General features: G+C 58.8%; 16 protein-coding genes. 7 read left to right on the forward strand and 9 right to left on the reverse strand.

The window, feature by feature from the left end:
* The first annotated feature begins 6 nt into the window (after positions 1 to 6).
* Both ligA and recG read left to right on the forward strand, forming a co-directional pair.
* Positions 7 to 2,127, forward strand: coding sequence for an NAD-dependent DNA ligase LigA (gene ligA, locus LC334_RS04905; RefSeq protein ID WP_085799113.1), 2,121 nt, complete (start codon positions 7 to 9; stop codon positions 2,125 to 2,127).
* Positions 2,124 to 4,214 (forward strand): ATP-dependent DNA helicase RecG, encoded by a 2,091-nt coding sequence (recG, locus tag LC334_RS04910; RefSeq protein ID WP_085799114.1) that lies wholly within the window; start codon positions 2,124 to 2,126, stop codon positions 4,212 to 4,214. Before ligA ends, recG begins: the two co-directional genes overlap by 4 nt.
* 146 nt (positions 4,215 to 4,360) lie before the next feature.
* Here recG and LC334_RS04915 read toward each other — a convergent pair whose 3' ends face one another.
* Both LC334_RS04915 and LC334_RS04920 read right to left on the reverse strand, forming a co-directional pair.
* Positions 4,361 to 4,891: a GNAT family N-acetyltransferase gene (locus LC334_RS04915; protein ID WP_139836300.1), complete on the reverse strand. Its 531-nt coding sequence runs from the start codon at positions 4,889 to 4,891 to the stop codon at positions 4,361 to 4,363.
* Between the two features lie 99 nt (positions 4,892 to 4,990).
* Positions 4,991 to 5,221 carry a DUF1127 domain-containing protein gene (locus LC334_RS04920; RefSeq protein ID WP_085799116.1) on the reverse strand — a complete coding sequence of 77 codons (231 nt, stop codon included), beginning with the start codon at positions 5,219 to 5,221 and terminating at the stop codon, positions 4,991 to 4,993.
* Positions 5,222 to 5,313: 92 nt separating this feature from the next.
* Between LC334_RS04920 and LC334_RS04925 the strand changes: the two genes are divergently transcribed.
* The 5 genes from LC334_RS04925 to LC334_RS04945 all read left to right on the forward strand — a co-directional run bounded on the left by LC334_RS04925 (position 5,314) and on the right by LC334_RS04945 (position 12,112).
* Positions 5,314 to 6,702 (forward strand): aminotransferase-like domain-containing protein, encoded by a 1,389-nt coding sequence (locus LC334_RS04925; RefSeq protein ID WP_223412884.1) that lies wholly within the window; start codon positions 5,314 to 5,316, stop codon positions 6,700 to 6,702.
* Positions 6,703 to 6,891: 189 nt separating this feature from the next.
* Positions 6,892 to 8,877, forward strand: coding sequence for an acyltransferase family protein (locus LC334_RS04930; protein WP_176237623.1), 1,986 nt, complete (start codon positions 6,892 to 6,894; stop codon positions 8,875 to 8,877).
* Between the two features lie 162 nt (positions 8,878 to 9,039).
* The gene (rplM, locus tag LC334_RS04935; RefSeq protein ID WP_085799118.1) at positions 9,040 to 9,504 is read left to right on the forward strand and encodes a 50S ribosomal protein L13; all 465 of its coding nucleotides are present in this window, start codon (positions 9,040 to 9,042) and stop codon (positions 9,502 to 9,504) included.
* Positions 9,504 to 9,998, forward strand: coding sequence for a 30S ribosomal protein S9 (gene rpsI, locus LC334_RS04940; protein WP_085799119.1), 495 nt, complete (start codon positions 9,504 to 9,506; stop codon positions 9,996 to 9,998). The genes rplM and rpsI overlap by 1 nt, the downstream gene beginning before the upstream one ends.
* A 122-nt stretch (positions 9,999 to 10,120) precedes the next feature.
* Positions 10,121 to 12,112, forward strand: a complete 1,992-nt coding sequence (locus tag LC334_RS04945) for an acyltransferase family protein (protein WP_085799120.1) — start codon at positions 10,121 to 10,123, stop codon at positions 12,110 to 12,112.
* Positions 12,113 to 12,119: 7 nt separating this feature from the next.
* Here LC334_RS04945 and LC334_RS04950 read toward each other — a convergent pair whose 3' ends face one another.
* The 7 genes from LC334_RS04950 to LC334_RS04980 form a co-directional block, all read right to left on the reverse strand.
* Positions 12,120 to 12,737, reverse strand: a complete 618-nt coding sequence (locus LC334_RS04950; RefSeq protein ID WP_085799121.1) for a TetR/AcrR family transcriptional regulator — start codon at positions 12,735 to 12,737, stop codon at positions 12,120 to 12,122.
* Positions 12,730 to 13,599 carry a polyphosphate kinase 2 gene (ppk2, locus tag LC334_RS04955; protein WP_085799122.1) on the reverse strand — a complete coding sequence of 290 codons (870 nt, stop codon included), beginning with the start codon at positions 13,597 to 13,599 and terminating at the stop codon, positions 12,730 to 12,732. The genes LC334_RS04950 and ppk2 overlap by 8 nt, the downstream gene beginning before the upstream one ends.
* Positions 13,600 to 13,666: 67 nt before the next feature.
* Positions 13,667 to 14,644, reverse strand: a complete 978-nt coding sequence (locus tag LC334_RS04960; protein WP_085799123.1) for an alpha/beta fold hydrolase — start codon at positions 14,642 to 14,644, stop codon at positions 13,667 to 13,669.
* A 3-nt stretch (positions 14,645 to 14,647) separates the two neighbouring features.
* Positions 14,648 to 15,592: a homoserine O-succinyltransferase gene (locus LC334_RS04965; RefSeq protein ID WP_085799124.1), complete on the reverse strand. Its 945-nt coding sequence runs from the start codon at positions 15,590 to 15,592 to the stop codon at positions 14,648 to 14,650.
* 100 nt (positions 15,593 to 15,692) lie between these two features.
* Positions 15,693 to 16,550: an ATPase gene (locus LC334_RS04970; protein ID WP_085799125.1), complete on the reverse strand. Its 858-nt coding sequence runs from the start codon at positions 16,548 to 16,550 to the stop codon at positions 15,693 to 15,695.
* Between the two features lie 119 nt (positions 16,551 to 16,669).
* Entirely contained in the window at positions 16,670 to 17,734 is a 1,065-nt protein-coding gene (locus LC334_RS04975) for an outer membrane protein transport protein (protein WP_085799126.1), read from the reverse strand.
* Between the two features lie 143 nt (positions 17,735 to 17,877).
* Entirely contained in the window at positions 17,878 to 18,705 is an 828-nt protein-coding gene (locus LC334_RS04980; protein WP_085799127.1) for a DMT family transporter, read from the reverse strand.
* Positions 18,706 to 18,742: the final 37 nt, after the last annotated feature.

Genomic DNA, 18,742 nt, shown 5'->3' on the forward strand with positions numbered 1-18,742 from the left:
GACAGGTTGGACCATCAGATTGCTGTCGAAGCGCTGACTGAGGATCAGGCGCGGGATGAACTGGCTGAACTGGCCGAGGTGCTAGGCGGCGCCAATCTGGCCTACCATGCCGAGGACGCTCCCCGCATCTCGGACGCGGAATATGATGCGCTGAAGGCGCGCAATGCCGCGATTGAGGCACGATTCCCGAAGCTTAAACGCGTCGACAGCCCGAGCGAACAGGTAGGGGCAGCGCCTTCAGACGGGTTTGCCAAGGTCAGCCATGCGGTGCGGATGCTGAGCCTCGGCAATGCGTTCGATGATGAGGATATCACCGAATTTGATACGCGCGTGCGCAAATATCTGGGGCTGGGAGCGGAGGCATCGCTGGCCTACACCGCAGAACCCAAGATCGACGGGTTAAGCCTGAGCCTGCGCTATGAGGCAGGCGTTCTGGTACAGGCCGCAACAAGGGGCGATGGCAGCGTCGGCGAAAACGTCACCGCCAACGCCCGCACGATTGATGACATCCCCGAAAAGATCGACGGTGCGCCCGAGGTGCTGGAAGTGCGCGGCGAGGTCTATATGAGCCATGCGGATTTCGAGGATCTGAACGCGCGTCAGGCGGAGCGCGGCGGCAAGATCTTTGCCAACCCGCGCAATGCCGCCGCCGGATCCATGCGCCAGCTTGACGCAAGCATCACCAAAGACCGCCCGCTGAAGTTCTTTGCCTATGCCTGGGGGGAACTGAGCGCGCCGTTGAATACCACTCAGAATGGCGCGATTGACCGATTGGCGGCGATGGGATTTGCCACCAACTCGCTGACCGCGCTCTGCGACGGACCGGATGATATGCTGGCCCACTACCGCGAGATCGAGCAGCGCCGCGCCACGTTGGGCTATGACATTGATGGCGTGGTTTACAAGGTCGATGACCTGGGCCTGCAGGGGCGGCTTGGGTTCCGCTCGACCACGCCACGCTGGGCGATTGCACATAAATTCCCCGCCGAGCTGGCCTGGACCCGGCTCGAAGCGATCGACATTCAGGTGGGCCGCACCGGTGCGTTAAGTCCCGTGGCGCGGTTGACCCCGGTGACGGTGGGCGGTGTCGTGGTCAGTAACGCCACGCTGCATAATGAGGATTACATCAAGGGCCTCGACAGCAAGGGCGCTGAAATTCGCGGCGGCAAGGAGATTTTTGAGGGCGACTGGGTGCAGGTCTACCGCGCCGGTGACGTGATTCCGAAAGTGGCGGATGTGGACCTGACCAAGCGGCCGGACGACGCGGTGCCCTATGAGTATCCGACGATCTGCCCGGAATGCGGGTCCGCAGCGATCCGTGAGGAGGGCGATGCGGTCCGGCGCTGCACGGGCGGGTTGATCTGCCCGGCGCAGGCGGTGGAAAAGCTGAAGCATTTCGTCAGTCGGGCCGCGTTTGATATCGAAGGGTTGGGCGCGAAGCAGGTCGAACAGTTCTACCTCGATAAGTGGATAGCTGAGCCTGCGGATATCTTCACCCTGCGGGATCGGTTTGGCAGCGGCTTGCAGCAGTTGAAAAACCGCGAGGGCTGGGGCGAGAAGAGCGCCGGGAACCTCTTTGACGCCATTGATGACAAACGCAGCATCCCGTTTGGCCGGCTTTTGTTCGCGCTTGGCATCCGCCATGTGGGCGAGGCGGCCAGCAACATGATAGCGCGGGTCTACGGCAATTGGGCGGAATTCACCGCAGCGATGGACGGTGCGGCAACGTTCGAGGGTGCGGAATGGGACCGTCTGCTGGGTATTGACGGTGTCGGAGAGGTGATGGCGCGTTCGCTGGTCACCGCTTTCGCGCAAGAGCAGGAACGCGCGGGCATTGACCGGCTGGCAGCACATCTGAACGTGCAGGATGCCGAGCAACCCGATACCGAGGGCAGCCCGGTTGCAGGTAAAACGGTGGTCTTTACCGGCACGCTGGAAAAGATGACCCGCGCCGAGGCCAAGGCCCGGGCCGAGGCGTTGGGGGCCAAAGTCTCGGGCAGCGTGAGTGCCAAGACCGACCTGCTGGTCGCCGGGCCGGGGGCGGGGTCAAAGGCCAAGAAAGCCGCTGACTTAGGAATTGATACCATTGATGAGGATGGTTGGCTGAGCCTGATTGGCGACGCATGAGTGGGCGCCCCGAAATTCTGTTTCCGCTCTTTGCGGAGCTTGAGACCCTCACCGGGGTGGGGCCAAAATCGGTGCAGAACCTGGCGGCGATTGATATTGCCCGCCCGCGCGATCTGATCTTCACCCTGCCGCAGTCAGGCGTTGACCGGCGCAAGCGGGAGACCGTCCAGGGTGCCGACCTGCCCGGCGTGGTAACGGTCGAGGTTGTCGTGGGCAATCACCGGGCACCCTCGCGACGGGGTGGGGCCTACCGGGTCGAGGCCACGGATGCAGCGACCACCTTTCAGATCGTGTTTTTTCATGCCCGCGATGAGTATCTGCGGAAAATCCTGCCAACGGGTGCGCGGCGGGTGGTGTCGGGCAAGGTCGAGCTGTTTGATGGCGTGGCGCAGATGGTCCATCCCGATCATGTGCTGGAACCTGATGAAATCGGCGATATCTCGGATTTCGAGCCGATCTATCCGCTGACCGCCGGCGTCACGCAAAAGATGATGGGTAAGGCGGTGACCTCGGCGCTCGCCCGCGTGCCGGAACTGGCCGAATGGATCGACACGGCGCAGAAGGCACAGGCCGGCTGGCCTGACTGGCATGCGGCGGTCAGGACCGCCCATGCGCCCGAGGATATAGGTGATCTGTCGGCGGCGCACCCTGCGCGCGAACGGTTGGCCTACGATGAATTCATGGCGCACCAGATGACGCTGGCGCTGGCGCGCTCAAAATTGCGCCGGGCCAAAGGACGCGAAACCGTGGGCACGGGCGCGTTGCAGGCCAAGGTTCTTGAGGTGCTGCCCTATGCGCTGACGGGCGCACAGACCCGGGCGATTGCCGATGTGGCCGCCGACATGGCCTTGCCCACGCGGATGAACCGGCTTTTGCAGGGCGATGTGGGCGCTGGCAAGACGCTGGTGGCGTTCAAGGCGCTGTTGATCGCGGTCGAGGCAGGCGGGCAGGGGGTGATGATGGCGCCCACCAGCATTCTGGCGCAGCAACATCTGGAGGGGTTGCGCCCGCTGGCCGAGGCGGCGGGGGTCAGGCTCGATATTCTGACTGGACGCGACAAGGGCACCGAACGGCGCGCCAAACTGGAGGCGCTGGCCAAGGGCGACATTCAGATACTGGTGGGCACTCACGCGGTCTTTCAGAAAGATGTCGAATTTGCCGATCTGCGCTTGGCCATCGTGGATGAGCAGCACCGTTTCGGGGTGCACCAGCGAATGGAACTGGGCCGAAAAGGCGCGCAAGCGGATGTGCTGGTGATGACCGCCACGCCAATCCCGCGCTCGCTGGCCCTGGCACAATACGGCGATATGGATGTGAGCGTGCTGGATGAAAAGCCGCCCGGTCGCAAACCGATCAAGACGGCGCTGGTGAATATGAGCCGGATGGATGAGGTGGTCGATCATCTGCGCAAGGCGCTGGCCGAAGGGCGGCAGGCCTATTGGGTCTGCCCGCTGGTCGAGGAAAGCGAAATCGTTGACCTGAGCAGCGCCGAGGAACGGTTCAAACGGTTGCGCGCCGCGCTTGGCGAGGGTGTCGTCGGGTTGGTGCATGGTCAGATGCTGCCCGACCAGAAAGATGCGGCCATGAAAGCGTTTCAACAGGGTGAGACCAGCGTTCTGGTGGCGACCACGGTGATCGAGGTGGGGGTGGATGTACCCAATGCCTCGATCATGGTGATTGAGCGGGCTGAAAGTTTTGGCCTGGCGCAATTGCATCAGTTACGCGGGCGCGTGGGCCGGGGCGAGGCACAATCGACCTGTCTGATGATGTATCAGGCCCCGCTGAGCGAAGGGGGGGAGCGGCGTCTCACCACGATGCGCGACACTGAAGATGGTTTCAAGATTTCGGAGGTTGATCTTGAGATGCGTGGCGCTGGTGATCTGATCGGAACCGCGCAATCCGGGCTGCCGAAGTTTCGCGTGGCGGATATGGAAACGCAAACAGCGCTGATGGCTGTGGCGCAGAGCGATGCGCGCAAGCTTTTGCATGACGATCCCGACCTGACGGGTGCACGTGGGCAGGCGGCGCGGGTGCTTTTATGGCTGATGGAACAGGATCAGGCGATCAGGCTGATCGGTGTTGGCTGATATTTGCATTTCCCCTTTGGGGTTCTTTGGTTGTGGCGGGGATAATAAAGTGGCCGCCTCTGCAGTTCGTTGCCGTCCCGTGGTCAGGCAATCGCGCGGCTTGACACATTCATGGCCATTTCTACATCAGAAAATATTGATGTCCTTCAGCGCCACATCACCCAGACCAGCCCATGCCAGATCCCGTGATGGTCATCTTCTATTGAGAAATCGCGCGACGGGTCGCGGTGAAAGGGAAGGCGGGAGATAACCGCTTGCGAGCTAAGGTTGTCCGCCTGTGTGTAGGCCAGAACCTCGGACAGACCGACCTTTTCGAAAGCGTGATCAAGGGCGGCACCGGCGGCCTCGGTTGCGTACCCGTATCCCCATGCGTGCGGCAGAAGACGCCAGCCTATATCGCCATGTGCCCCTAACGGGTGGTCTGTGCCATTCGGATAAGGCCCGACATAGCCGAGGAAATCGCCGGCTTTTGTGGCGACCCGCCAACGTACATAGCCGTGGTTTTGATGTGCCAGCATATAATCCGCCAACCGTTTCTCGCAGGTCCGGGCGCCGAACGGGTGGGGATAATCGCGCATGGCTTCCGGATTGCCAAGCAGGCGGGTGAAATCTGTCAGATCGTCTTCACGCCAGGAACGCAGGACCAGGCGGGCAGTCTCAAAAGATGTCTCTACCATGTCCACCTGCGTTCCATGCTAGCTTTCGTGGCTATCAGGGCGCAAAAAAGGGCCGGAGGCAAGCTCCGACCCTCAGGGCATTCCGGCAATCAGGGATGACTAGTGCCAGAATGGGCGACGGGCCTCCGTACAAGCCGCGTCGCGTTCGATGCCGATGTCGCGCAACATATGTTCGTCCAGCCGCGCGAGCTGTTTTCGAGTGCGATAATTCATGTCCCACTTGGTCACGATCACGGCAAACTGTACCGCCACACGTGCCAGGAAGGGCAGGGGGTATCCGCCTGTGGTCATCAGGCTGTCGGGGAGTTTGATCGTAATTGCATGTGACATTGTGGGCTCCATAATTGTATTGACACAATGCGGAATAATTCCGTAACATAGGGATACAATTTATGTAATGTGGCGTCGAGAAAAAGATTGTAATGGATACAATGTGGCGACCTGACCTGTCGAGAGCGGGGAGATCGAAATACAAGGCGCTGGCAGATGCGCTGCGCAAGGGCATTGCTGACGGCATGTTGCCGAAGGGCAGCAAGGTGCCGCCAGTCCGCGAACTGGCCTATCGCATTTCGGTCACGCCCGGGACTGTGGCGCGGGCCTATTCCTCTCTGATTGATGAGGGATTACTTGAGGCTGGCGTTGGTCGGGGGACCTTTGTTGCAGATCGAAAGGTTCGTGCGAAAGAACCGGTTGATTGGCCCGCGACAGTTTCGTTCCGGTCGCCATGGATGCCGGATGTGGGGCAGTCTGACCTTTTGCGAGACGCCATGAGGAACGTGGCCGAAAACGCCGACCCGCTGGACTTGATGCAATATCCAAATCAGAATCTGGGCGGGGCAGATGACCGACCTCTTCGCGATACAATACGGAGCCAATTGGAAGATTTACCGGTCGGAAACTTCACGGCAAATGACATTGTATTGGCACACGGGGCGCAAAACGCCATGCTGGCCGTTTTGCAAACCGTTTTGGAGGGGCCGGAACCGGTGGTGCTGATCGAACAGCATGCCTATGCCGGGTTCCGCCGCGCTGCAGAACTGTGCCGGGCGCGCGTGGTTGCCGTTGAATGCGACGATGAGGGGCCGCGGCCGGATCTCTTGCAGGAAGCAGTGCAGCGTCACCGGGCACAGATTTTCCTGACCTCGGCCGAGGTCAACAATCCGACCTTGCGGACAACGACACCGCGGCGACGGCGCGAGATCGCCTCGGTCGCGCGGCGTTTCGGGATGCATGTGCTGGACGATGATTGCTACAAGCTGACCCCGGCAAGCGGTGAGAGTTACCGGGCGTTGTTGCCGGATTTGGGGTGGTACGTGTCGTCGCCGTCAAAATCGCTCACGCCGTCTCTGCGGGTAGGCTGGGTGATTGCGCCGCGCTTTCGCGCCAAGGATCTGGCCCGTACGGTGTCTTTTGGCAGCTTCGGACTGGCGCGGCCTCTGACGGACATTACCCACGCGGTGCTCAACGATCCGCGGCTGCCGGATGTGCTGGCCAAAACCCGCGAGGCAATGGCAGCACGGGTGCGGCTGGCGGTCAACCATCTGGGCGGACATGATGTGACCTGGCACGAGGATGTGCCGCTTTTATGGATATCGCTGCCCGGCGGTTGGCGGGCAAGCCGCTTTGTCAGACAGGCGCAGGATCGCGGTGTGCTTCTGAAATCGTCGGAGGATTTCGTGCTGCGCGACAAACGTGCCCCGCATTCCATCCGGATGGCGATTAACGCACAAATCGCCACGGGGTGTTTCGAGGCGGCGGTGGACAAGATCCGCGACCTGCTGGACAATCCGAACGAGGAAATAACCGTCTGAGCCCTGGAACAGTGGGCGCCTCACCTTCGGGTTAGTGACGCTTGACGCGAAATCTGACCCGAGATATGCCGCCCAACAGATTGCAGACAACATCAAAATGATTGGCTTGCGCGATCTCGTCAGCTACCGGTTGGCTTCGGTCGGCCATACATGACGATCCAATTGTCGGTTTCGGGTTTAAGACATCAGATGAAATACAGACCCGAAATTGATGGCTTGCGCGCAGTGGCGGTTGTGCCGGTCATCCTTTTCCATGCGGGGTTCCCCGGCGTTAGCGGCGGGTATGTCGGCGTTGACGTGTTTTTCGTTATCAGCGGTTACCTGATCACAACCATCCTTATCGATGAACGCGAAAAGGGCACCTATTCCCTGCTGGGTTTTTACGATCGGCGTGCCCGGCGCATCCTTCCGGCGCTGTTCTTTGTGCTGTTGTGCACCATTCCCTTTGCCTGGTACTGGATACCGCCCGATGCGTTCGAAGATTACGCCCGCAGCCTGGCCTTTGCCGCGCTTTTCATCTCGAATATCCATTTCATCGAGCATTCCGGCTATTTCGACGCGGCAGCCCAACTCAGGCCGTTGCTACATACCTGGAGCCTTGCGGTCGAAGAGCAGTATTATCTGCTGTTTCCGCTGGTTCTCTGGGCGTTAGGGGCGTTTAGTCGGCGCAAACATCTCTGGGTTTTCTTAGGCCTCTCGGGCATTTCTTTGGGCATTGCTGAATGGGGTCTGCGCAACTACCCGCTCGAAAACTTCTTTTTCACACCCTCGCGGCTGTGGGAGCTTCTGGGCGGGTCGATCTGCGCGGCCATTCTGATGGGCCGCAGCCAGCCTCGCAACGATATTCTGGCACTGACAGGGCTGGCAATGATCCTGTTTTGCGTCTTCTGGTATGGCACCGGGGTCAGGTTTCCGTCGCTTTACACCTTGGTGCCGGTGGTGGGCACCATGCTGATCATCCTCTTTGCAGCGACGGATGGCTGGACCGCGCGCTTATTGTCACTGCGCCCAATGGTGGCCATCGGGCTGATCAGCTACAGTGCCTATCTCTGGCATCAACCGATATTCGTTCTTGCCAGGTATCGCAGCGTGTCTGAACCATCGCATGCGCTGATGGGGCTGCTGATACTGCTGTCACTGGCGCTGGCCTGGCTGACATGGAAATTCGTCGAAGCACCATTTCGCAGGCGCGCGATTCTGGCCGGTCGCGCGTCGCTGCTGACAACCTCTGCAGTCGGTATCATCGCGCTTGCCAGTTTTGGGTTCTGGGGTGATGTCAATAAGGGTGTACCCGAGCGGCTGGACAGGATCGGATCAGAGTATCTGAGCGACCTGAGTGCACAGTTCAATGAATGGCGGCCGCAGGATATCTGCACCGAAGTCGAGCCCGTTCCCGGTAAACTATGCACGCTTCATCAGCCCGATAACCCGGTGTCGCGGGTGGCGTTACTGGGCGACAGCCACGCGCAGGCGATGCTGCCTGCCTTTGCAGAGCTTTCGAGGACGCGCAACTTTACCCTGATGCGCGGCGTTCGTGCGGCGTGCCCGCCGCTTCTGGGCGTCTATCTGACCTATGGCCGACAGGATGCACGGGAATGTTTCGACACGATGCAGGCCTATGTCCGCGACATCGACGGCAGTGACATCGACACCGTGTTTCTGGTCGCACGCTGGAGCCTATATGCAAGTGGCAATCTGGCGGGTGAAGATGCCGGTTTCATGATCAGCGATACGCTTGGCGATCAGTTCCAGACCCAGGCGGGTTGGAAGGCAAGTTTCGAATTGGGCCTTGACCGTATGCTTTCTGCGCTGCGGAAGGCGGATGTGCGCGTCATCTTGGTCCACGAAGTACCGCAACAACGGATATTTCCCGAAAATATCCTCTGGCAGGCCGTATCGCTGGGCGGCACCAAAACTGCGGCCGAGGCCAGGTTTAAGCAAAGTTTCATCAGGCGGGACGAGGTTGATGCATTGACGGGCTACGCGAACAAGGTTCTTTCGCAACTGGCAGAGGCGCATGGCGCTGAGACGCTGTCGTTGAACACGGTTTTCGAAGACGAGGATGCGTATGTCTGGTTCAAGGATGGCAATGTGCTGTTTCGCGATACGGATCACCTGACACTCCGTGGTGCGTTGAGCGTCGCGCCCCTGATTGCAGAGACACTGAGGCCGTAGTTTGTGGGGTAAAATAATACCTATTTTTTAAACTACTGTTTTTACTATGTATAATTGACTTAGATGTGCTTGACGTGATCGGCGCACCGGATATAACGCCCCAATCAATTCGGGGATGAGCAGCCAGCCCATCCGGCATGTCAAACGATAGGGTTTCACCTTATGAAAACATTCTCTGCAACACCGGCAGATATCGACAAGAAATGGATCCTGATTGACGCCGAGGGCGTTGTTCTGGGCCGTCTTGCGTCGATCATCGCCATGCGCCTGCGCGGCAAGCACAAGGCGTCTTTTACACCCAACATGGACATGGGCGACAACGTGATTGTCATCAATGCCGACAAGGTTCAGTTGACCGGTAACAAGCGCGAAAAGCCGAACTACTGGCACACCGGCCATCCGGGCGGCATCAAATCGCGCACTACCGGCCAGATCCTGGAAGGCGCGCATCCCGAGCGTGTTGTGACACAAGCGGTTAAGCGCATGCTGCCCGGCAACCGTCTGGCGCGTCAGCAGATGACCAATCTGCGCGTTTACGCTGGTACCGAGCATCCGCACGAGGCGCAAAGCCCCGAAGTGCTGGATGTGAAATCCATGAATTCCAAGAATACGCGGGTAGCAATCTGATGGCTGAAGAAATCAAATCTCTCGAAGGTCTGGAAGCGGTTGCCGAAGGTGTCACCGCCGAGGCCGTAGTCGAAACCCTTGAGCCGCGCGAACCCGTTCGTGACGAGCTGGGCCGTGCCTATGCCACCGGTAAGCGGAAAGATGCGGTTGCCCGCGTCTGGATCAAGCCGGGTTCCGGCAAGGTCGAAGTCAACGGCAAGGAAATGAATGCCTATTTCGCGCGTCCGGTGCTGCAGATGATCCTGCGTCAGCCGTTCTCGGTTGCCGGTGTCGAAGATCAGTTCGACGTGAAGGCAACCGTCAAGGGCGGTGGTCTTAGCGGTCAGGCCGGTGCGGTCAAGCACGGTATTTCGAAAGCGCTCCAACTCTACGAACCCAGCCTGCGCGGGGCGCTTAAGGCTGCTGGCTTCCTGACCCGCGACAGCCGCGTGGTCGAGCGGAAGAAATACGGTAAGCGCAAGGCGCGCCGGAGCTTCCAGTTCTCGAAGCGTTAAGACGTCTTGTGGCGCAAATGAATACGGAAAGGCGCTGTGGTTTATCCCCGGCGCCTTTTTTCTACGCTGGATCGATATGGGGTGCGGTATAGCACTCGTCTGGTTTGATACTGAGATTTTGAATGAAGTACCGCCCGGAAATTGATGGCTTGCGCTCGGTGGCTGTGCTTCCGGTCATTCTGTTTCATGCCGGGTATTCATTTTTCAGCGGCGGCTATGTGGGCGTTGATGTTTTTTTCGTCATCAGCGGCTACCTGATCACCACCATTCTGATCGACGAGCGTGAAAAGGGCACGTATTCCCTGCTGGGATTTTACGAACGCCGCGCGCGGCGTATCTTGCCCGCACTGTTTCTTGTCCTGATCTGCACGATCCCTTTTGCGTGGCGCTGGATACCACCTGATCCCTTCGAGGATTACGCGCGCAGCCTGTCCTATGCGGCGATGTTCATCTCGAACATCCATTTTCTCGAAAAATCCTCCTATTTCGATGTCGGGGCCGAATTTCGTCCGCTGCTACACACCTGGAGCCTCGCGGTTGAAGAGCAATATTACCTGCTCTTCCCACTGGTCCTGTGGGTTCAGGGCAGCTTCATGCGCCGCAAGTTCCTGATTGTCTTTCTGCTTCTGTCGGCGCTGTCCATCGGGTTGGCAGAATGGGGGTGGCGCAATTATCCGACCGAAAACTTCTTTTTCTCACCTTCGCGCCTGTGGGAACTGCTGGCCGGATCGATCTGCGCGGCGATCCTGTTCAACCGGGCGCAGATGCGCAATGACGTGTTGGCGCTTGCCGGGCTTTTGATGATTGCTGGCTGCGTTGTGTTCTACAATGAGGCCGTACCATTCCCGTCAGTCTACACCATCGTCCCGGTTCTGGGCACGGCGCTGATCATTCTCTTTGCCGACAAGACAACCCTGACGGCCCGGTTCCTGTCGCTTTCGCCATTGGTCGGGATCGGCTTGATCAGCTATAGCGCTTATTTGTGGCATCAACCGCTTTTTGCCTTTGCCCGCATTCGCAGCGTGAACGAGCCGTCGACCCTGTTGATGAGCAGCTTGGCGCTGGCCTCATTGGTGCTGGCTTATCTGACCTGGCGGTTTGTGGAAACGCCATTTCGGCGCCGGGTTATCCTGTCGAAGCGAAACAAGCTGCTGTCTGCCAGCGCCATAGGTATCGTACTCTTCGCCGGCTTTGGGACCTGGGGGGATGAAACCAAGGGGTTTCCGATCAGGGTTCAGGAAAGCACGCCGGGTCTGTTGACGGCGCTGCGTGCACAGGTGGCCGAGCGTTGGCCGCAGAATACCTGCAAAAATGAGAAGACTGACCCTGAGCAAGGCCTCTGTGTTTTGTACGAAGCCGATGCACCGGTAACGAGCGTAGCGGTTTTGGGTGACAGCCACGCCCAATCGCTGCTTCCCGCGTTCAAAGAATTACCACGCAGTCATGGCGTGAACGTGCTGCGCGGGGTCCGGGCGGCCTGTCCGCCTCTGCTGGGTGTATATCTTGTAAGCGGCGGGGCAGATGCCCTGATCTGTCATAATGTCGCGCAGAAAATGGCTAAGCAGGTTGTCCGCCGCAACGTCGATGCGGTCTTCATCGCGGCACGGTGGAGCCTTTACGCCACTGGTGACTATAGCGGCGAGAACACCCCTTTTGCCCTGACCCTGACGCCGGGTACCCGGTTGCAGAGTGACGAGGACCGGCGGGTTAATTTCGAGGCGGCGCTTGATCAGACCGTTGCCTTCTACCGAGAGGCGGGGTTACGCGTGATCCTTGTTGCGCAGGTGCCGCAGCAATGGGTGCTGCCGGATAACGTGGTGTTGCAGTCGATGCTGCAAAGCCTTGATGACGAGCAAAGCCGCCAGAAGATAAGGACCAGTTTCGTCGAGCGCGAGAGGTTTCATGAGTTGACCAGCTATGCCGATAGCGTGCTGGCGAAAATGGCCGACAAATACGGCGCGGAAATTCTGTCGCTGAACGATTTTTTCGTGGATGGCGAAGCCTATGCCTGGTTTCGCGACGACGTAGCGCTTTATCGCGATAGCGATCACCTATCGATCGAGGGCGCACTGGCGGTGTCGCCGTTGGTCGTCGAACACTATATGCACCGTTAGTTTCAGATCATTCGTCGGGCGGCATAAGCCCTAGCCCGCGCAGGTAAATGCCTATTCCGGTTTCCAGCAGATCTTCGGGCGGAAACGGGCTTTGCGTGCCTGGGGAGTTGCGGGCAAACAACTCGACCACACCGTGGCTGAGTGCCCAGACATGGGCCGAAAACATTGACGGTGGCGGGCGTTTTTCCGGCGGGATATGCTGGCTGAGCTCTTCGGCTGCGCGTTCCAGAACGGCGCGTGCCCGGCCCGAAATCGCTGCAAGTTCCGGTGTACGGTTTACCGAGATACCGCTTTCGAACATCGCGATATAGTGACCGGGGTATTTCCGGGCGAAGGCCAGATAGGCGCGGCCCGTGGCTTCGAACGACGCCAATGCCGAGGGTTGGCCCTTTTCATAGGCGTGCTGCATCAGGTCGGCAAAAACCTCATAGCCTTGACGGGCGGCTTCGGCGATCAGGTCCTCGCGACCCTCGAAATGTCGATACACCGCAGCCGGGGTGACACCGGCCTGCTTTGCCGCTTCGGACAGGGTGAAGCCGGTCGGACCCTTGGCCTCGATCAGTTGCAACGCTGCTTCGACCAGTGCCTGGCGCAGATTGCCGTGATGATAGCCGCGTTTAGGCATCCCAGATCTCGGGTCCGGCACAGATTGCGGTATCGACCGTGCCGATGGCAGCGGTATCTTTATGGGTATAGTCGATACGGTGCAGCGCATGCCGGATCGCGGCCAGACGCGCCCGACGTTTGTCATCCGAGCGAATGATCGTCCACGGGGCCTCGGTCGTGTGGCTGCGGTCCAGCGTTTCGCGGATAGCGGCACTGTAGTCGTCCCATTTGTTCAGCCCTTCGACGTCGATCCAACTGAGCTTCCATTGTTTCAGCGGGTCGCTTTCGCGCTTGAGGAACCGGCGAAGCTGTTCGGCGCGGCCCACATTTAGCCAGAACTTGATCAGGTGGATGCCCTCATCCACCAGCATCTTTTCAAAGTCCGGCACCTGGTGAAAAAACTTCTCGCGCTGATCGTCGGTACAAAAGCCAAAGACCTTTTCGACCACGCCGCGATTGTACCAGCTGCGATCATAGAAGACGATTTCACCACCCGAGGGAAGGTGGTCTATGTAGCGCTGGAAATACCATTGACTGGCCTCCGACTCAGTTGGTTTTGATAGCGCCACGACACGAGCACCGCGCGGATTGAGGTTTTCGCGGAAGCGCTTGATCGTGCCACCCTTGCCAGCAGCATCGCGGCCTTCGAATACCATGGCGACACGCGCGCCGGTGTCCTTGGCCCAGGCCTGCATCTTGACCAATTCGATCTGAAGCCGGGCCATATCCTGTTCGTAGGCCTTGCGCGGCGTCCGTTCGGAATGCGGATAGTTGGCATCCAGAATATCGCCCTTTTCGGCCCGGCGTATGGCGTTGCGCACCATGTCGGGCGCATCATTTTCGTAAAAGGCGCTGATGGCGCCGTCGAAGGGCAACTGCATGGGCCTCTCCTCTTTTATGAGGGCGCTGTTTTTACGGCACTATGGCGGGTCCGTGCGCCGTGTGCAATCAGGGGCGCGTTCCGGCGCGGGCGGCAGCGCGGTCGATTGCTGCCAGAACCTGGCCGGGTGCGGCGTGCTGGGGCATGTGTCCGACGCCGTCAAGCCGAGTAAGGCGCGCGCGGGGTGCCTGTGTCACCAGCCGCTCGGCATGGACCGCGATGGGCACGGTTGTATCGGCGGTGCCGTGTACAATCTCAATCGGCATGGTCAGGGTCGTGCCGTAGCGCTTTTCCATCTGCACGATATGGGGTCTGAGGCTGCTGACCTGCTGGCCATTCGCACGCAAGGTAATGCGCCGCAGGCTGAGGTCAGTGCCGATATAGTCGATATAGCCCTTTGGTGGCTGCTGCGGGGCGAAAACGGAGGTAACCGCGCTTTTCACCCGTGCCTCGGGCGTCAGCGCGGTGATCAACGGCACCACCGTGGCGCCGCCGACCGCAGAGCCGATGACCGTGTAGAGCCGGTCGAGATCACCGGGCCAGGGGTTTGACACGCCGCCCAGTGTGACCAGTGCTGCAGTGTCATCTGGCCGTGCCAACCCCCAGGCCAGCGTGACGGCACCGCCGTAGGAATGGCCCACGACAATGGGGTTGCTTACACCCAGCTTATCCGCCGCTTTTTGTAGCAGCGCGGCCTGCTCTTGCGGGCTTTCGCCTCGGGTATTCCCCAGCCCGCCATATCCCGGCATCCGGTCGGTCCAGCCGTGGCCGGGCCGGTCAAAGGCGATGACGCGGTAGCGGTCGGTCAGTTGCCCCGCAAGCGCGAAGGTGAAATCGCGCAGATTGCCGCCCGCGCCGTGGATCAGCACGAGATCGGGGCCCGACCCCTTGACCCAGGCATGCACACGCGTGCCATCGACATCGATGAACTGTCCGATGGGCGGGTGGGTCTCGCGCGCTGATGTCTCGCGCTTTTCGGCAAGAACGGTACATCCCGCGATCAGCGCCAAGGTAAGAAGAAGCACGCTTTTGAACGCGATACTCATCGTTCAGGCCCGCAGGTCAGTGCGCGCCAATCCGATCTGCGAAATGTCAAACGGCGTGGTTTCGTAAATCTCCGAAATCCAGTTGCCATAGAGCAGATGCGCATGGCTGCGCCAGCGGTTCTGCGGCTGCCGCGCGGGGTCATCACCGGGATAATAGTTACAGGGCACATTGATCGGTGTGCCATTTTCAACGTCACGGTCATACTCTTGTTTTAGCGTTCCGCTGTCATATTCAAGGTGATTGAAGATATAAAGTGCGCGGTGTGCGGGATCTTCCACAAGGCACGGCCCGACCTCATCGCTGTAAAGCAGGGTGCTCAGATCGCCGACGGCGTCAATTTCGGGCTGGCGCATTTCCGTCCAGCGGCTGACCGGGATCACGCAGTCGTCAGAAAACCCGCGCAGATAAGGCGAGGACGGCGCCATGTTGCGGTGGCGGAAACACCCGAACGCCTTTTCGGGCAGCATATGTTTGCGCACATCGTGGAAATGGTTGATCATCGCCATGCCGCCCCAGCAGACCCCAAAGGTGGAATGCACATGGGTCTGGGTCCAGTCGAAGACCTGGCGCAGTTCTTCCCAATAGGTGACCTTGTCGAATGCCAGATGTTCGATGGGTGCACCGGTAATAATCAGCCCATCGAATTTTTCATCGCTGGCGAGAACTTCGTCAAAAGGGCGGTAAAAACTGGCCATGTGTTCAGCGGCGGTATTGCGCGTGCGGTGTTCGCTCATCCGGATCAGGTTCAGCTCGATCTGCAGCGGGGTGGCGCCGATCAGTCGGGCGAACTGATTTTCCGTCTGGATTTTCTTTGGCATCAGATTCAGCAGCCCGATGCGCAGCGGGCGAATATCTTGCCGCGCCGCGTGATCCTCGTCCATCACCATCACGCCTTCGCGCGTCAGCACGTCATAGGCCGGCAGGCTGGCGGGGATCTTGATAGGCATTGGATCTCATCCTGAACAGTTGAGCGGCACAGATAGGTCGTTTTTTCGTGAAATTCCAGCGGGCTTAGGTGGTTTTTGGAAATTGCCGCAGCGCGCCGTGTCAGGCAGCCTTAATTGCGGTGGCGATCATTGTATCAAAATCCTCTGCCGAGGTTACTGCGGCAACCTGACTGGCGGTGACGCTGACACCCCATGCCGCCATCGCATCATATCGTGGTTTGCGATGCGCGAGCGCGCGGGCATAAGTCCAACGGATAAAGGCGTTTGGATCGACTTTGTCAGCGGCGCAATTGTTTTCGCTCAGATATTGCGTCCACGCGGTTTCCAGAAACTCGGGCTGATAGGCCATCGGCTTGGGCGCGCGGTCGAATCGGCGGATCAGCTCTTGGGTATGCTCTTCGCTGCCTTCGATGCGCACGAGCAGACAATGCTGTGACAGTTCGGTGAGCAGTGGGTCGTTTGGATCATTCCCATCGACCCATTCACAGATCGATCCGCCGGTATCGCAGATGAAGTTGTGATAGCCGTAAAGACGTTCTGCCCGGCTTATAAAATAGGCAGTATCATGCAGAGCCGCGATCTCGGCATTGCGAAACTGTTCCTGGCGGCGCTGATATTCTTCGAAGGGCAATCCACCCTTGGCCGGATCGCCCGGTTTGCCCAGATAGGTCGAGACCGGGGCGAGATTGTTGAAGGTAATGTTCGAGCCGATATAGATCGAATCCGTCAGCAGCAGATCGCGCAGAAATGGCACCTGCATGGCATGGGCCTTGGCGTTGTCGGCGATCAACTCGCCCATGTGGCGTGTGCCGATGCGGTAGTCTATCGAATAATGAAACCACGCGCCCTGGGCTCGCAGCAAGTTTGCGAGATGCGTTTTGCCCAGTCCGGACATGCCGTAGAACAGCACGCGCTTATGTGGTGATTTGAGCCAATCCTCAGCGCTTTTGTAGATCATCGCCTGTCCCCTTTGCGCTGTCGTACAAAGCAGCGCCGGGCGGGTCAAACCTTTATCAGTGTTGCACAAAAAAACCCGCCCGGTGAGGGGCGGGTTAACTGGCTTGTCCTACCGAACGATCAGAAGCGGAGGCCGACCTTGATCCCGGCTGCAATCGCATCGTTATCCGTGAAGTTTGCACCGATGCTGGTGCGTGCGCTGCCGACATCGATATATCTGACGCCGCTGGTGATTTCCCAGTTTTCGGTTTCGTATTTCACCGCAACACCGAAGCTTGTGTAACCATCTCTACCCGAGAGATTTCCGACGACATCGCCCTGGTCTTCTTCGTAACCGATGGTGAACGCACCTGACCAGTGATCGGTAAACCTGCGGCCGATGCCAACCTCATAGGTCCAGATATCCGAAGGCTCGCTGGCAATCGCAACCGCGCCGCCCAGAAAATCCATGGGTCTGATTTCGAACTCGGTCCATTCCTGCCACCGGATGGAACCAAAAAGCAGCGTATCTTTGGCGATACCGCTTTGGGCGTGCAGCGTCACAGCTTGCGGGATCGTCACGTCAAAAGGCAGCCCTAGGCTATCGACAAATTCGTGTTCGATCTCCGACTCGTAGGTTATTGCCACTTTCATCGCAATATCCGGTATCTGGTACGCCGCTCCCAACACATACCCGGTCTGCCAGTCTCGATCCCGTTGCAGGTTGTATACTGCCGGTAAAGGTAGCCCCGCCGTGCGAATTTGCAGATTGCCCGAAAGGGCTTGTATACGCACACCGCCGTAGGCGCTCACACGTTCTGAAAAGTTATACTTCGCCAACCCGGTGACAGCGAATGTATCCAGCACAGCGCTCGATCCCGAAAACGGATAGGGCGTGCCTGCCACATAGGTTACATTCGCCCCATAGGGCTCGTTTCCCGTAATGGCAAAGCTGAACTTTTCATTGACTTGATGCTTATAGCTCAATGCATAATTCTGATAGCTTGACTGGATATTCCCGCTGCCCAGAACGCCGGCGACAGTGCCGCTGACATTGGGATTGACCGTGGCGGTGCTGAATTCGAGATAGTTCTTGCCGTCTTCGAACAGAACCTGCGACCGATCTCCGTCGCGCATGATGCCACCGGCGTGGGCGCCTGTCGCGGCGATGGTCAGCGCGGTTGCTGCCAATGCATGTTTCCTCATCTTCTCTCTCCTCACAAAAGATTGAGATGATGGTTATCGGCTATCACACAATCGTCAAACATTAACGCCGCGTCACAACCAACAGGAATAATCCGGGTGCTTTCAACGACACACTTTTAGCGGGTATTTTTGTTGATGACCCGCTATTTTCGCGTTTCTGACCAGATATTGAGGTAATTCGCGCCGAAGATGATCAGTGCGCCGATCAGGACGAAAGCATCAATCTGTTCGTTGTAAAAGAGGTACCCGACGATCGCGATCACCGGCAGTCGCGCGAAATCAACCGGTGTGACAACAGTTGCCGGCGCGATAGCAAGCGCATTGGTGATGCAGAAATGAGCCAACAAACCGCCACAGCCGATCACGACGAGCCATAGCATCGAGTTGGAAGACGGCCAGACGACGGCACCGTCAATCCCGGCGCAAATTAGCCCGAAAATGGCTTGCGTGATCGTCATATACAAAAGGATGCTGGCCAGCGTGGTCACGCGGGTTAGCTGCTTGGTGAAAATGATTGCCCCGGCAAATCCGATCGCAGCGATCGCCGCGGCAATCGTGCCAATGGTCACCGTCTCAGGGCTGGGGCGCGCCACGATCAATATACCAATGAAGCCCAGGACCGCCGAAAGTGACCGGAGGCGCGTCAGTTTTTCCCCCAGCAACAGCGGTGACAAGATCAGCACCCAAAGCGGCGAGGTGAATTCAAGCGCGAAAACCTGCGCCAGCGGAATCGCGGTAAGCGCAAAAAACCACAGGTTCTGCCCGGCGAAATGACAGACATTCCGGATAAGATGAAGCCCGGTATGGCCACGCTCTACACGGGACCAGTTTCCGGTCAGCGACAGAAAGGTGCCAAGGATGAATATGCCGACCAGGCTGCGATACATCATGATCTCGAACGTATCGAGTTCGAAGCTGATCGCGCGCCCTGCAACTGCCATCAGTGTGAATGAGACAATCGCGCCGATCATCCATATCGCCGCCCGCAAGATGTTACCGCTTTCAGAG

Origin of the sequence: Roseovarius aestuarii, assembly GCF_019966515.1 — a bacterium.
Taxonomy (GTDB): domain Bacteria; phylum Pseudomonadota; class Alphaproteobacteria; order Rhodobacterales; family Rhodobacteraceae; genus Roseovarius; species Roseovarius aestuarii.